Here is a 13,420-nt window from a genome sequence, read left to right on the forward strand (position 1 = left end):
CAACTTACGGTTTTGGAATTTGGCGGAGTGGACGGGACTCGAACCCGCGACCCCCGGCGTGACAGGCCGGTATTCTAACCAACTGAACTACCACTCCGCTGTTTCCAAATGCTGCTAGGCCATGCCTTGGCAGCGGCGTGAATAATACGAATGAGACCCCTATGAGTCAATAGTTTTTTTCAGTTTTTCATGGTTTTTTAGTCATCAGGCATCGAAAGGTTTAAAATTTCACCACCATCGTTTGCTTTTCGAGCACTTGCTGGATCTTCTGGATTTTTCTCAGAATTTTCTGTTGGGGAGGTTTGCTTCTTTTTAAAACTAAATGCAAATTTAGGCAACCCTTTTTTCTGTACAAAGAGTCTAATCACCAACCAACCGATCAACAGAATCATTAAATTGCCTACGATAACAGCAATAATAAATACGGTTGGATCCGCAGGAGGTTCTTCGACGACTTCAACAGGATCATTTTGATGACTAAGCAACTGACTCTCATCAATAGGGGGCACAATTTCGATCGGCTCTTCAATAACAAATTCAAAATTGTCGAGCTTTGCCATAAATTCACGTCCATTAATATTGTTACCAAACATCGAGAGCTCTATTCGATAACGGCCCCAATCATAATTGTTCAGCTTTAGTTCGCGTGTATTGGAGGGGTTAGCCTCTATCGAAAAAGCTTGTTCTTCATTATTGGGATAATAAATGCGACCTTGTAGTAATACAGTAGCAGAGTCTACGTTCGTTTCATCGAGTGTGATGGTAACAATATGCTGATCGAGTTTTTCTTTTGCTAACGCTGTTTCAAAGTGGATCGGCGCTCTGACCAAATGAACCAGATCATGGACCAGTTTACGCTCAACTAACGGAGTGATGAGGTAAAATTCCGGTTGCCACATCCCTGCTGCAATATCGAGTTTAAATTCACCTGTAAATACAGCGTCCCCAGGGCGCTCATCAAACCCTTTACCATCATCTCTAAATTCAGCCACCCGAGCGGTAGATGCACCATAGTTATCATAATCACTGTCATTGGTGCTAACAAAGTCAACATCTAGGGTGACAACATCACGAAACTGTCCTGCTGTTATTGGCTCTCCCCCATTGGTTAAGCGACCGGTTAACTTAATGGTTTCGCCTTTGAACATTAAAGGTGGAAGTGGGTCGACCTCAAGCTCTATGTCAGTCAAAATAAGAATGCGGCTTTCAGATAATATATCGCCCACGGCCTGCCAAGGACCCGGCATCGGTTGCTTAATTTTGATAATGTCGTAGGTTAAGTCGTCATACCATTCGTACTCCCCGCCTAGTTCTTTTGCCTGTGTCGCGTACATTTTCGAGCCATCTGGGCGAATCAAAATAACAGGTGCGGAACCTCGTTTACGAAAAAAGAGTAAAGTAATTTCATCAACTTCATGATCAATACGAAAACGATTATTTAACAGCTTAATTTCGTTTTCACCGGCCTCACGCTGAATAATGGTCAGAGGATCGCTCGTGTCATTCGCCCAAGCAACGTGACTGATCATCAAAAAAGACAGTACCGTAATTAGTTTATTCATGCTGAGCCTCACATTTAATCAGCTAACCAAAGACATTGCCCGCCTTTGCTTTGCACTAATTCTAGACGTTCATGATGAGCTTGTTGCTCATCATCAGTTGCCACCACAATCTTAAGTGGTGCGCGATCTGAATTTAGACGAATGATCTCCCCTTGTCTTTGGGCATTATTCTCACCGTTTTGCTGGTTGTTAAGATTTAAACTGACCTGACCCCCTGTCATCGCAAGATAAACATCAGATAAAATCTCAGAATCCAGTAATGCGCCGTGCATCGTACGTTTGCCATTATCGATATTATATCGACGGCACAAAGCATCAAGATTATTCTTTTGCCCAGGGTGCAAGTCTCTGGCCATTTTTAATGTATCGAGAATGGTGCATACATCAGCAGTCTTTGGATAACCCGATCTGAGGCGATGAAACTCCATGTCCATAAAGCCGACGTCAAACGCGGCATTATGAATCACCAACTCAGCGCCTTGAATGTAGTCTAAAAACTCTTTGGCTATTTGGTGATATTTCGGTTTATTACGTAAAAACTGATTAGTAATACCATGGACATCAATAGCTTCGTCTTCTATATCGCGTTCAGGATTAATATAAACATGGAAATTATTCCCGGTAAAACGGCGATTAATGAGTTCAACACACCCGATTTCAATAATTCGGTGACCTTGTTTAGGATCGATACCGGTTGTCTCTGTATCTAATACTATTTGTCTGTGGTCCATATCACCTTCTGCATGATTCTGATATTTTGTAATGGTTATTTTCATTGTACATAAATTAAAGGTCAACTGTGCGAAAAAGCGTTGCTATTTATACTGATGGTTCTTGTTTAGGTAACCCGGGTCCGGGCGGTTACGGTGTGGTGCTGATTTATAATGGCCACAGTAAAGAACTCAGCCAAGGCTACTCACTCACAAAAAATAATAGAATGGAGCTTCTGGCAGCTATTGTTGGCCTAGAAGCGCTTACACAAGTCTGCGATGTCACCCTAACGACCGACAGCCAATACGTCAAACAGGGTATCGAATCTTGGCTTGCTGGCTGGAAGAAAAGAAATTGGCTCACCGCTTCTAAACAAGCAGTTAAAAATAAAGATTTATGGCAACGCCTCGATGTCATCAATCAACATCATCATGTGCAATGGCAGTGGGTGAAAGGTCATTCGGGTCATGATGAAAATGAGCGCTGCGATCAACTGGCCAGATCCGCGGCGCAAAGTTCCTCACTCATTGAAGATATCGGCTATCAAGCATAATGAAGATCTGCTTGAACTCATCACTAATTACTTTATGATATAACTTATAACTAAAATTAGAGAGTGTAAATGAGCGTTCAAATTCATCATTTTTTTCATCAGCCGTCATCTACGTTTACGTATGTTGTTTACGATAGTGCGACCCTTAAAGCAATGATTATCGATCCGGTTCTTGATTTTGACTTAGCCTCTGGCACACTTTCAACGACTTCAGCCGAAGCTATTTTAGCGTTTATTGACTCCCACCACCTTGATGTAGAATGGATTTTAGAAACCCATGCTCATGCTGATCATCTGACTTCGGCACAATACTTTAAGCGGCAATTAGGTGCAAAATTAGCCATGGGTCAGCACATTACTCAAGTGCAGCAACATTTCGCCAATACACTTGAACTCAATATCAAAACGGATGGTTCTCAATACGATCATTTATTTCATGATGGGGAAACATTTAAACTGGGTCAGTTACAAGTTAAAGTGATGGCTACTCCGGGTCACACCAGTGATAGTGTTTGTTACATTGTGCAAGGAAACGCTTTTGTAGGTGACACACTTTTCATGCCAGACAGTGGTACCGCGCGTTGTGATTTTCCAGGAGGAGACGCAAACCAGTTATATCATTCAATCTGCCAAATTTTCGAACTAGGTGACGAAACAAACTTATACATGTGCCATGATTACCAGCCCAATGGGCGAGAGTTATATTGGAAAACCACCGTTGCAGAGCAAAAAAAATATAATATTCATCTTAAAAATCGCACCACCGCTCATGACTATGTACAAATCAGGCGTACTCGAGATGCTAGTTTAGCCGTGCCTAAATTGCTCTACCCTTCTATTCAGGTCAATATTAATGCAGGACTTATTCCGCTAAACGATTCACACAATAGCTTTCTCAAAATTCCTCTGACTCATGATGCTATTTTTTCGCTTCCACAGAAGAATGCTTAATTGAACTACGAAGCCCTGCTTTAACGGCGGGGTTAAATTGCGGCCTTGCATGCCATTTTGGTTTAATCGGAGTCAGGGGGGTGACGCGTTTTCGAGCAACAATTAAATACACACTCCCTGTTGGTTTTAAATATTGCTTACAAAAACGTTGCCATGCGTCGAACCGAGATAAGCGTTTCCCCCTTGCTAAAGACGAAAAAATAAAGCGTTCATCTTCGAGTACTTCAAATCCTAATAAATGCAGCCAATCTTTTACTCGCGCAGGTGTAAAAAAGCGACCACTCCAAGGTAATTTTTGCCGACTAAAGGGTAATAAACGGGCTAACCCACAAGCACTCAATGGATTAAAGCCACTAATGATAATATAACCACCAGGGATCAAAGTACGATGCGCTTCGCGCAAGATATGATGGGGATCGCTGTAATACTCAAGGCAATGGCTTAATAAACAAGCATCAACCGAATGCTCAAAGAAAGGCAGTTCATCAATATCAGCGATAACACCTGCATAATCACTGTTGGGCGCCACACACACTTGATGTTTAATACAACACGCTGAGGTGTCCGTTAAGCCGCTTAAACTCCCTAATTTCAGTAAATGATAACCAAAGATCCGGCTCAACCAAGGAGTTAATTTACGTTCAATTTCACTTTGAATGTAATCACCATGAGGGAATTGCTGCCAATTTTCAGGTTTTGGAGCATAACGAAAGCTCAACGCAGGTTTCAATTCTCAGTTCCCTGTTTATAATGCCAATATCTCTAACATACAAAGCTAATGACTATGCTGCAAGTGAAACCTATCTTGGCGTTCGATGATAATTATATCTGGGCGATCATTCATCCAGAGAAAAAACAGTGTGTCGTGGTCGATCCGGGGCAAGCTGAACCAGTAAAGCAATTTTTAGCCGCAGAGCAATTACAATTAAGCGCGATCATAATTACTCACCATCATTGGGATCACACCAATGGTGTTGCTTCACTCGTAACTGAGTATCCTGATTTAGTCATCTATGGCCCAAGTGACAGCCCATTTAAAGGCATCACCCAACCTTTAGTCGATCAGCAAACATTCACTCTTAAATGCATCGAGTTAAGCTTTACAATCATCGCCACGCCCGGTCATACATTAGATCATATTTGCTACTATGCTGAGCAGCAAAACTGGCTATTTTGTGGTGATACTTTATTTAGTGGGGGCTGCGGACGTTTGTTTGAAGGCACACCCGAACAAATGCACTTATCATTAAACAAACTAAAAACCTTACCTAGTCATACTCACGTTTACTGCACACATGAATATACCCTCAGTAACTTAACCTTTGCACAAGCTGCAGAGCCAGATAATCAAGCACTAATAAGTTACAACCACACTGTAACTGAACAGCGAAACTTAAACATATGTACGTTACCAAGCAGCATCGGGTTAGAGTGCGCCATTAACCCTTTTTTAAGAGCCGACTTGCCTCATTTAAGCCAATATATCCCGTCAGAGTATGCAAAAGCACCTCAATCGAGCCTAGACGTGTTTACCGCGCTACGCCGTTGGAAGGACCACTTTTAGGGAAAAACGCCATAATACTTTTGTTTTACAGTTTGCAGTTGGAATTCCAATGAAATTAACGGTAGTATCGTTGGCTGTTTTTGAGCAGTGAATAATTAAAATGATAAAAAAATCGACCGCCTTAGTTGCAGCGCTACTTGTTTCAGGCTGCCAAATGACTGACGAACCGCACATTGTTGAAATCAATGAGCAAACCCCTGCAGATTATCCTGCAGCGCAGCCCTATGAAGTGGTTAATGCACTCACTCTTGATGCGTTATCGGAGCAACAAGCTGATTTAGAAGAACTCCCTGTATTTGATGATGTGTGGGAGCGTATTCGTTATCAACTGAGCATTCCTGTGCCGCAAAATCGCCCTATTGTGACTGAACGCAATTACTATAATAAACATCAACGCTATTTAGATCGCATTTCAAAGCGCGCATCTCCGTATTTATATTATATTGTTGAAGAAGTCGAAAAACGTCAAATGCCAATTGAACTGGCATTATTACCCATTGTAGAAAGTGCTTTTGACCCTTTTGGTTATTCCCATCGCTCAGCTTCTGGGATTTGGCAGTTTATGCCTGAAACAGGTGAGCGCTTTAACTTAAAACAAAATTGGTGGTATGACGGACGCCGCGATATTGTCGAATCAACTCGGGCTGCGTTGGATTATTTATCATATTTACACAAAACCCTTGAAGGTGATTGGCTAAACGCCATCGCTGCGTATAACTCAGGGGAAGGACGAGTCTCTCGTGCTATTCAAAAAAATCGTAAAAAACATTTACCGACTGACTTTTGGTCGCTCGATTTACCAAAAGAAACCACTGCATACGTTCCTAAGTTGTTAGCATTAGCGGACTTATTAAAGCGCCAAGATGAATTTAAAGTAAAATGGGATCCGATCGTCAATGCTCAAGTCGTCGATGTGGTCGATGTAGGTTCACAAATAGATTTAGCCCTTGCTGCCGAAATGGCGGGGATGAATATCACTGAATTATATCGGCTTAATCCGGGTTTTAACCGTTGGGCGACCGATCCAGATGGTCCACATACTCTGTTGTTACCTCTAGATAGTATTGAACAATTTAGTCAGCAACTTGCTAAAACTGATCATAAGCAGCGTATTCGCTGGCAACATTATACAGTGCAAAAAGGCGATAGTTTATCTGTGATAGCCAGTCGCTTTGATACAAGTACACAATCAATTCAAACGCTTAATGAGCTAGACTCTCACATTATTCGAGTAGGCCAAGCATTATTGGTCCCGCTGAGTGAGGGCAATATTGATAATGAACAACTGACAGCTAAAATGCGCAAAGCCACAGCGCCAACTAAAAAACAAACAGTTCATTATCGTGTTAAAAAAGGCGATACACTTTGGGATATTAGTAACGCACACGATGTCACAATACAGCAGCTCGCTAACTGGAATAAACTTTCAGCGAATGCCATTTTGAAATTAAATCAAAAGTTAGTGATTCATAAGACATTGCAAGATAACCAGCCATCGCGTTTAGCTCAATCGGCTCGTTCCATTACTTACAAAGTCAGAAAAGGTGACTCTCTCGCTCGGATCGCGTCAAAATTCAAAGTTTCTGTCGAAGATATTGTGAAATGGAACAAGATTGATTCTCAAAAATATTTACAGCCAGGTCAAAAGCTTAAGCTAAATATTGACGTCAAGCGTACATAAGCGGGTAACACTTACCCCGCCAATTGCTGCAAAAATGTTTTAAGCCAGACTAACGCAGGTTTATCTGGCTCAAAATATTCACAAGCATCAATCTCTAATCGCGGTAATATTCGCTGCGCTGATAATTGCTCAAACACTTTATCCACTTGCCGGCCTGCACCACAAAAAGTCTCACCATAACTACTGTCACCCAACCCTATCACCGCAAATCGCTTGGTGTTTAACGACGGTTGTAAGCGCTGTAATTGCTCAATCAGAGGCGCCAAATCATCCGGAATCTCTCCTTGGCCCGTAGTCGAGGTGACACAAAGCAATACATGACTTTGTTTTATCGCTTCAACTGAATATTCATGTAACAATTCAACTTCATGCCCTTCTGAATGAATCTTGGCAATCAACTGCTCACTCAAGGCTTTTGCACTCCCATACACAGTGCCAACCAATACGGATATCTTCGCCATACATTACTCCTATTTATAAATAGGCTTGCTCTTCGTCAGGCCACCCTAACCGCTTGAATACTTCTAATGCCGTGTCCCCTAAAGGCGCTTCAAGGTGAATATATTCATCCGTGTAAGGATGGGTGAAACTCAGCTGCTGTGCAAATAACATTAAGCGTTGTAAATTAAAATGCTGCCAAAAAAAATGATTATGCTGGTTATCACCATGATTAACATCACCAATAATGGGATATGCTAAGTAATTCAAATGGCGCCGAATTTGGTGTTTTCTACCTGTTTTTGGGTAACATTCAACTAATGAATAACGGATCGAAGGGTATTTACCAAGAGGTATTGATAAAACCGCTTGGCGTAAACAACGAAACTCAGTTTGCGCTTCTTGTGGTGCTTTATTTTGATCGGCAAATTTATCTGCGATTTTGTCGAGTTCTTCTTTGAGCGGTCTATCTACCAATCTATGTTCAGGTGCAAAGCCGCGTACTAACGCCAAATAACGTTTAGTCATTTGATGGTTGGCAAATACCTCATTCATTTTTCGCGCTGCTTCTGAACTTAGCGCAAATAGCAGCACACCAGAAGTCGGTCGATCTAAACGATGGACAGGAAAAACGTGCTGCCCTAATTGATCGCGAAGCATTTGCATCGCAAATTGCGTTTCATGCTTATCTAAAAATGAACGATGAACCAATAACCCTGAAGGCTTATCAATCGCCACATAATATTCATCTTGAAAAAGAATATTTAACATCAAGATATTACGCCACAAATGGTGTTATCAAGCTGCGCCACTATAGCCAGAAGTACCGTATAGTCTTCAGATTGCGCTGACCAACTTTGTTCAGCCATTGGCAACAATGCTATACTTGTTGGCAAAGGCACTTTAGCCGCTATCATAAAGCGCATTTTTTCTATAAAAATAAACTGTAACCACTGCGAAAAAGACAAGGTATCGCAGCAAAATGGGGCGCTCGAAAGTAACGCCGCTTGCGAAGGTGCCTGAGGTTGCCACAATTTCGCAGCCTTAAGTGCAGACTCTAATTCATTCAATAATTGTGCGACTTGCGTGTCTTTCAAAATATAAACTCGTTACTGTAATTTGATTGAGCCATTATATACCCAAACTCCCCTAGGATGCAGCATGGGGCGCTTTGTAAAGGCTGACGATTAAGTCTGACTCTGTAACAAGGCTTACCTCTTTGAAAACATGACAAAGACAAGCATATGCTCCAAAACAGGTCCCAAAATGAAAGAGCCTTGGTTATCCGGGCTAAACTCTTTATAATTCGCCCATATTTGCTTACATAGAGTGTAAAATGGATAAAAATATCGCCACTTTGGCCCAATTACTTGATGCAGCTGGTACACAATGGCGTGTATATGATATTGGTCGTCGTATTGCAAAAATCGATAAAACAACGTTTACAAAAATTGAAAATGCCGACATTCCATATCCATTTCCTCTGCAACAGCATGCATTTTTAGCAATTCAATTTTGGGATCCTAAGGCATCAAAAGAGCCGTATATCTGGTTTTTAAAATTGCCTTTAGATGAGCAAAGTAAACTCATTCAGGCCAGCAGAAACCACTTCGCATCTATGGTCATTGAGGCACTCGGCACACAATTGACTGGGGACGACCAGCAAGCTGGCCAACTTGATAACAACCCTTATGTATTTACGCCAAATGCCAATAAACGCGCTGCGTTTAATGCATTGATGAAAGTAGAGCTAAATCAACCAGCTTCTATTTACTATGAACACGTACAGTTGTATTTCTCCGGTAAACTTGGTTTTGATGATTGGCAAAGCTTAGCACTTCAAGGGCTTGCCGATTTTGTGATGCGTTTGGATAAAGACCAAAATGAGGCAAATTTAATTACGGCACTAAGTGACATCCCAGAAGATGTGATAGCTCCCCTTTCAGCCTTACTTGAGCATGTTGCTATTTCGACAGTGTTAGCTGAGGCGTTATTCCATTTAGGCAAACAAGCTGTCAATAATGAACACACCTCTTTAACAGTTCATTATTTAAGAGCGATTTCTTTTGCGCCAGCGACAGGTTTAACAGCTCAATTAATCGACTGTATTTTAGCCAACCCACTTGGCCAACAAACCGATGTGCAACTAACTATCGCTGGCAGATGTTGGCAGCACTTACAGCAGCCAGAACGACTTCATTTGTACATGGATCTCATCGCTCAAAATAAAACTGAACCGACTCTATTTGCCGGTATTTTTGCTGATTTAGTTGCGATTAGTACCATTAGACCCCATATATTAGCCTTATTACGGATAGAAAATCGCAGTGAACAGTTAGCACGTGCGATTGGGAGTTTATTTAAATAGATGTTTACTTTATGGATGTTAATGCTCAGTGCAGCTGTGATTTATTTTTTTTGGCAAAATCGAAAAATAGCTGAAGCCGCTTGGCTACACGCTGAAAACCAAGCAAAACAATTAAATGTTCAACTGCTTAGCATAGCCTGTATAAAAAGGCGGATTGGCATCCTAAAAAATGGTAAACCTGGCATTAAAAGTCAGTTTCTATTTGAGTTTTCAAGTGATGGTGAAACGAAATATCAAGGAGAGCTTGAATTTGAGGACATCAAACTCGTCAACAGCACCATTCCCCCTTACCGCATGTGATCTTCATACTGACGACGCTAATCTGTTTATTCCTAAAATGTGCGTGTTTAGTTTAAAGCACTGAGAATGGAAAAGAAGTTAAATATATTTGTGTGGCACAAAAAACTAAGGCGTAACCTCAAGTTACGCCCCAATCTTAGACATCATTCCGTGATTTAAAGATACGCCCTGTACCTTTGGCTATGCCATCCTATTTATCTCCCTGATTGGAGTCCTTCTTGGTCCCCACCAGTATCATCCTGATACTATCCCTGCTTCTATCCTGAAGTGTTCCTCACCGTCCTTGCCTATCCATGCTCGTTGAGTTAATCCTAACTCATCCAATCACATCGTGTGATCCATCCTAAACATCCTGTTATATACTGAGTCATTCAGTATGCAATCGTCCTTGCATCCATGTCCCTGTCTCCTCAACGCTCCTGCGTCATGCCATCGTCCTTTATATCCTTGGCAGTCAGTCATTTCCTATGACCTTTGTTTTCCTTACATGACTAAGTTTAGAGAATTGAGCAAATAAAAAAATAACCTTTTTTGAATTAAAGATGCAGTCATACAGTTGAAACTTTCAATAAAACAAATAATAACAAACACTTACTCTAAGTTATGCGCAATAAAGAGAGCTATTTGCCTCAAATGCGCACATTCATGTAGGAGATTTCGCACAGAGTAAATGCCATTCTGGCGGCTATTACTTATGTTTAAACAATAACTGACCGCTGATCTGATTAAACTCCAGAGGTTTGAGACTCTCAAAACCTTCTGAAATAAATAAACCAGTTAACTCATCGCGTGTTACATAGACCGCGACACCGCTAGAATTAGCGGTGCTCGCAACTAAGTCATCCAATGCTCTTAACAAATAACGTCCATAGCCTTGTTTTTGCAAACCAGGCGCAACGGCGATAAATGCAAGATAAAAGTAATGATCATATTGAGCCAGTTCTTGGCGGATGGTCTTTTCTTTTTCAATCAATTGCTGCGTAGTCAGATACCCCGCACTGAGCATCAACTTTAGTCGCCAATGCCAATATCGCTCTGCTTGTAGCTCGGTGGCGGATTTAATCATACACGCAACAGCTTTAAGCGTGTCACCCTTCATAATACCAATCAGTGGTTGGTGACCTTGCCAAAAGCTATTGAGCTCTTCGCGAATGAGCGCTCTGAGCTTTTTTTCATAGCTCTGTGGATCGCTCGATTTGGCATGAAGAATATCTTGTAGTAGAGGATCATCATGATAGGCTTGATAAAGTAAACTTGCTGCTATATTTATGTCTTCTGCAGTTAAATAGACAGCTTTTATGGTTTCTTCTTGCTCAACTTCGGACATCTTGGCTTCCTTCGTTTTTATTATATTTGATATCGATACACGTGATTTCGATGTTACCGCTGTATCATTTATAGAATGAAACTCAGCCTTTAGGCAACAAATAGCGTTTAAGGAAGCAAAAATTGCTACCAAATCGACATTTGGAGTCTTTTCGGTCAACGTAGCTCAAAGATTCACTATCGTGTACTCACATCATTTATTTCATTTTTTGCGCGCTAGCGGCGATTTACTGACAAAGAAAGGTCTAAATTGTTTTCTAGCAGTGCGGCTAGTGTCTGAGTGTCAATTGCGTTAAAATTTATCAAATTTCCTCATTTAATATTATTTATGCAAGACGTCGTCATTAAGGCCATAAAACAACTTGTTTCGCACAAAAAAACTCCAACTGTCGCGCTCATTAAAGGGAAACTCATGGAACCTGTGCCGATGCCTATCATTATCAATGTATTGAATCAGTACAAAAAAGATCCTCAAAGTATTATCGCATCAACAGATGAGGTTATATCTGAGCCTGAAGCTCCCCTTTTAAGCACACAATCACAGCTCGATCGTATTGAAGCTAAGCTCGATCGCTTGATTCAATTATTAGAGAAACATTAATATGTTTGTTGCAGATTTAACCTTTGATTGTTATGAAGAAACCACGTTAGCCGCAGCTGAAAGCGCAATTATTCGTTTAGTGAATGCACTGCGTTTTAACGGCCAAATCATCGGGGAAGAGTTTCCAACAGTACTCAAGGATGGATTTTTTGTCACTCGAGTTATGTGCCCAGAGCAAGATTCCTTGCATCCACTTAATCACAGCCCATTTGTAAAGCATAGTTTAGAGAAACTTAACGAAGTCGGTCTATTACAACCAAAAGTTAAAATTATTGGCCAAGATATTCATGCCAATGGTTCTGATTGTTGTGATCAGCCATCAAGTTATATTCTTTACACTACATATGTTCATACCTGTAGCCCGTTATATTGCGGTGACGATTTTTTACCTGTCCCTTTGTATAAAATTCCAGCGATTGCCAATGGGGATTACAAAACATTACTCAAGTGGCAAGAAGACTGGCAAGCCTGTGATCAGATTCAAATTAATGGGGCGACACGCTGCGAGTTTCCTGCATTAGCTGAATTATCGGATGTAGAGAGTGACTTATATCGTCGAGGAATGGATATTTGTAAACGCATTACTTACCTGACTAAAAAACCGGTCTATTACTACTTATACCGTGTTGGAGGTCAAAATAAAGAACAAGAAAGCCAGCGCCTTTGCCCAAGTTGCGGCGTTTAGAGGAGCCTTGGTTTGACTTGTTCGATTTTCGCTGTGATACCTGCGCAATTGTATCTAATATGTCTTGGGACTATCAGTAACGATAGTCCGCTTCACAGTAGCTAAGAAATTCAGCTAAATCGTGTGTTAATACTTTGTGCGGCTTTTTACCGACATATTCGAGGCAAATGTCACCGTTACTGCAATCAATTGACAGCAACAAGTCTTCTTCATTGGTTAAACCGATAAAAACGGTCGGGGGCTGTTTGAGTTTGCGCTTCATCAGTACATGACCGGTGATATTTTGCTGCAATCGGGTAAAGTCATCTTCACTCCAAGCTTGCAGTAATTCAAACTGCCCAAAGTGAGAAGTCACCGGCAAATTATTACTATAAAAAGAGCCATAAAACTGTGCAATGCTAGGATGAAACGGCACTTCTAAAGCCTTTGCAAGTTGCTCAAACTCCCCTGGCGTTGCTCTTTGCACACTTTGCCATTGAACCCAGCCCTCTTTTTCCGATGCCATGTCTTCACACGGACTGGGCCACTGTTCATCATGCTCAATCAGCGGCGCACTGCCTGTATGTGCAACAGCCTTGTCGTGCCATTGAGATAACAATTGTTTTAATTCTTGTTGTACTACCATGGTGTACTAGTTCTCGAGTTTCGCTACAATAAACGCGATTGTAACCACAAAATGA

The 13,420-nt window shown here is 41.3% G+C and carries 15 protein-coding genes, 1 tRNA gene and 1 pseudogene; 8 read left to right on the forward strand and 9 right to left on the reverse strand.

Going from position 1 to position 13,420, the window contains the following annotated elements; all coding sequences use genetic code 11:
• Positions 1 to 20 precede the first annotated feature (20 nt).
• The 3 genes from PULV_RS08105 to dnaQ form a co-directional block, all read right to left on the reverse strand.
• Positions 21 to 97 (reverse strand) — tRNA-Asp (locus PULV_RS08105).
• 100 nt (positions 98 to 197) lie between these two features.
• Complete coding sequence (locus PULV_RS08110; protein ID WP_086743590.1) at positions 198 to 1,562, reverse strand: TIGR03503 family protein; 1,365 nt, start codon at positions 1,560 to 1,562, stop codon at positions 198 to 200.
• 14 nt (positions 1,563 to 1,576) lie between these two features.
• On the reverse strand, positions 1,577 to 2,293 hold the full coding sequence (gene dnaQ / locus PULV_RS08115) for a DNA polymerase III subunit epsilon (protein ID WP_193331416.1): 717 nt from the start codon (positions 2,291 to 2,293) through the stop codon (positions 1,577 to 1,579).
• A 68-nt stretch (positions 2,294 to 2,361) separates the two neighbouring features.
• Between dnaQ and rnhA the strand changes: the two genes are divergently transcribed.
• Positions 2,362 to 2,826: a ribonuclease HI gene (gene rnhA / locus PULV_RS08120; protein WP_193331417.1), complete on the forward strand. Its 465-nt coding sequence runs from the start codon at positions 2,362 to 2,364 to the stop codon at positions 2,824 to 2,826.
• Positions 2,827 to 2,895: 69 nt separating this feature from the next.
• A complete protein-coding gene (locus tag PULV_RS08125) occupies positions 2,896 to 3,777 on the forward strand; it encodes an MBL fold metallo-hydrolase (RefSeq protein WP_193331418.1) in 882 nt (293 codons plus the stop codon).
• On the opposite strand, the gene PULV_RS08130 is transcribed toward PULV_RS08125, so the two are convergent.
• Positions 3,746 to 4,507 (reverse strand): class I SAM-dependent methyltransferase, encoded by a 762-nt coding sequence (locus PULV_RS08130; protein ID WP_193331419.1) that lies wholly within the window; start codon positions 4,505 to 4,507, stop codon positions 3,746 to 3,748. The two genes, PULV_RS08125 and PULV_RS08130, sit on opposite strands and share 32 nt — an antisense overlap.
• Positions 4,508 to 4,561: 54 nt before the next feature.
• Between PULV_RS08130 and gloB the strand changes: the two genes are divergently transcribed.
• Together gloB and PULV_RS08140 are read left to right on the forward strand one after the other, a co-directional pair.
• A complete protein-coding gene (gene gloB / locus PULV_RS08135; RefSeq protein ID WP_086743594.1) occupies positions 4,562 to 5,341 on the forward strand; it encodes a hydroxyacylglutathione hydrolase in 780 nt (259 codons plus the stop codon).
• Positions 5,342 to 5,444: 103 nt separating this feature from the next.
• On the forward strand, positions 5,445 to 7,022 hold the full coding sequence (locus tag PULV_RS08140; RefSeq protein WP_176365175.1) for a LysM peptidoglycan-binding domain-containing protein: 1,578 nt from the start codon (positions 5,445 to 5,447) through the stop codon (positions 7,020 to 7,022).
• 11 nt (positions 7,023 to 7,033) lie between these two features.
• Here PULV_RS08140 and PULV_RS08145 read toward each other — a convergent pair whose 3' ends face one another.
• Genes PULV_RS08145 through PULV_RS08155 form a run of 3 tightly spaced genes read right to left on the reverse strand, consistent with a single transcriptional unit; the run spans position 7,034 to position 8,557 of the window.
• Entirely contained in the window at positions 7,034 to 7,483 is a 450-nt protein-coding gene (locus PULV_RS08145; protein ID WP_193331420.1) for a flavodoxin domain-containing protein, read from the reverse strand.
• Positions 7,484 to 7,496: 13 nt separating this feature from the next.
• Complete coding sequence (gene truC / locus PULV_RS08150; RefSeq protein ID WP_086743597.1) at positions 7,497 to 8,231, reverse strand: tRNA pseudouridine(65) synthase TruC; 735 nt, start codon at positions 8,229 to 8,231, stop codon at positions 7,497 to 7,499.
• A complete protein-coding gene (locus PULV_RS08155; RefSeq protein WP_193331421.1) occupies positions 8,231 to 8,557 on the reverse strand; it encodes a YqcC family protein in 327 nt (108 codons plus the stop codon). The genes truC and PULV_RS08155 overlap by 1 nt, the downstream gene beginning before the upstream one ends.
• Before the next feature lie 239 nt (positions 8,558 to 8,796).
• On the opposite strand from PULV_RS08155, the gene PULV_RS08160 reads away from it, so the two are divergent.
• On the forward strand, positions 8,797 to 9,828 hold the full coding sequence (locus PULV_RS08160; RefSeq protein WP_193331422.1) for a DUF3549 family protein: 1,032 nt from the start codon (positions 8,797 to 8,799) through the stop codon (positions 9,826 to 9,828).
• On the forward strand, positions 9,829 to 10,128 hold the full coding sequence (locus PULV_RS08165) for a DUF3301 domain-containing protein (RefSeq protein WP_193331423.1): 300 nt from the start codon (positions 9,829 to 9,831) through the stop codon (positions 10,126 to 10,128). It begins immediately after the preceding gene.
• 688 nt (positions 10,129 to 10,816) lie between these two features.
• Here PULV_RS08165 and PULV_RS08170 read toward each other — a convergent pair.
• Positions 10,817 to 11,455 carry a GNAT family N-acetyltransferase gene (locus PULV_RS08170; protein ID WP_193331424.1) on the reverse strand — a complete coding sequence of 213 codons (639 nt, stop codon included), beginning with the start codon at positions 11,453 to 11,455 and terminating at the stop codon, positions 10,817 to 10,819.
• A gap of 411 nt (positions 11,456 to 11,866) precedes the next feature.
• Between PULV_RS08170 and PULV_RS08175 the strand changes: the two genes are divergently transcribed.
• Together PULV_RS08175 and PULV_RS08180 are read left to right on the forward strand one after the other, a co-directional pair.
• Positions 11,867 to 12,055: a hypothetical protein gene (locus tag PULV_RS08175; protein ID WP_319608863.1), complete on the forward strand. Its 189-nt coding sequence runs from the start codon at positions 11,867 to 11,869 to the stop codon at positions 12,053 to 12,055.
• A gap of 1 nt (position 12,056) precedes the next feature.
• Positions 12,057 to 12,820, forward strand: a pseudogene (locus tag PULV_RS08180) (Zn-ribbon-containing protein).
• On the opposite strand, the gene syd reads toward PULV_RS08180, so the two are convergent.
• On the reverse strand, positions 12,814 to 13,365 hold the full coding sequence (gene syd, locus PULV_RS08185) for a SecY-interacting protein (protein WP_193331425.1): 552 nt from the start codon (positions 13,363 to 13,365) through the stop codon (positions 12,814 to 12,816). The pseudogene PULV_RS08180 and the gene syd overlap by 7 nt on opposite strands.
• Positions 13,366 to 13,420: the final 55 nt, after the last annotated feature.

The organism is Pseudoalteromonas ulvae UL12, assembly GCF_014925405.1.
In the GTDB taxonomy this organism is placed as follows: Bacteria; Pseudomonadota; Gammaproteobacteria; order Enterobacterales; family Alteromonadaceae; genus Pseudoalteromonas; species Pseudoalteromonas ulvae.

Coding starts and splice junctions, on each gene's coding strand:
- PULV_RS08175 (WP_319608863.1), top strand. CDS start 11,867: ATGGAACCTGTGCCGATGCCTATCATTATCAATGTATTGAATCAGTAC.
- PULV_RS08125 (WP_193331418.1), top strand. CDS start 2,896: ATGAGCGTTCAAATTCATCATTTTTTTCATCAGCCGTCATCTACGTTT.
- truC (WP_086743597.1), bottom strand. CDS start 8,231: ATGTTAAATATTCTTTTTCAAGATGAATATTATGTGGCGATTGATAAG.
- PULV_RS08160 (WP_193331422.1), top strand. CDS start 8,797: ATGGATAAAAATATCGCCACTTTGGCCCAATTACTTGATGCAGCTGGT.
- gloB (WP_086743594.1), top strand. CDS start 4,562: ATGCTGCAAGTGAAACCTATCTTGGCGTTCGATGATAATTATATCTGG.
- PULV_RS08145 (WP_193331420.1), bottom strand. CDS start 7,483: ATGGCGAAGATATCCGTATTGGTTGGCACTGTGTATGGGAGTGCAAAA.
- dnaQ (WP_193331416.1), bottom strand. CDS start 2,293: ATGGACCACAGACAAATAGTATTAGATACAGAGACAACCGGTATCGAT.
- PULV_RS08170 (WP_193331424.1), bottom strand. CDS start 11,455: ATGTCCGAAGTTGAGCAAGAAGAAACCATAAAAGCTGTCTATTTAACT.
- syd (WP_193331425.1), bottom strand. CDS start 13,365: ATGGTAGTACAACAAGAATTAAAACAATTGTTATCTCAATGGCACGAC.
- PULV_RS08165 (WP_193331423.1), top strand. CDS start 9,829: ATGTTTACTTTATGGATGTTAATGCTCAGTGCAGCTGTGATTTATTTT.
- PULV_RS08110 (WP_086743590.1), bottom strand. CDS start 1,562: ATGAATAAACTAATTACGGTACTGTCTTTTTTGATGATCAGTCACGTT.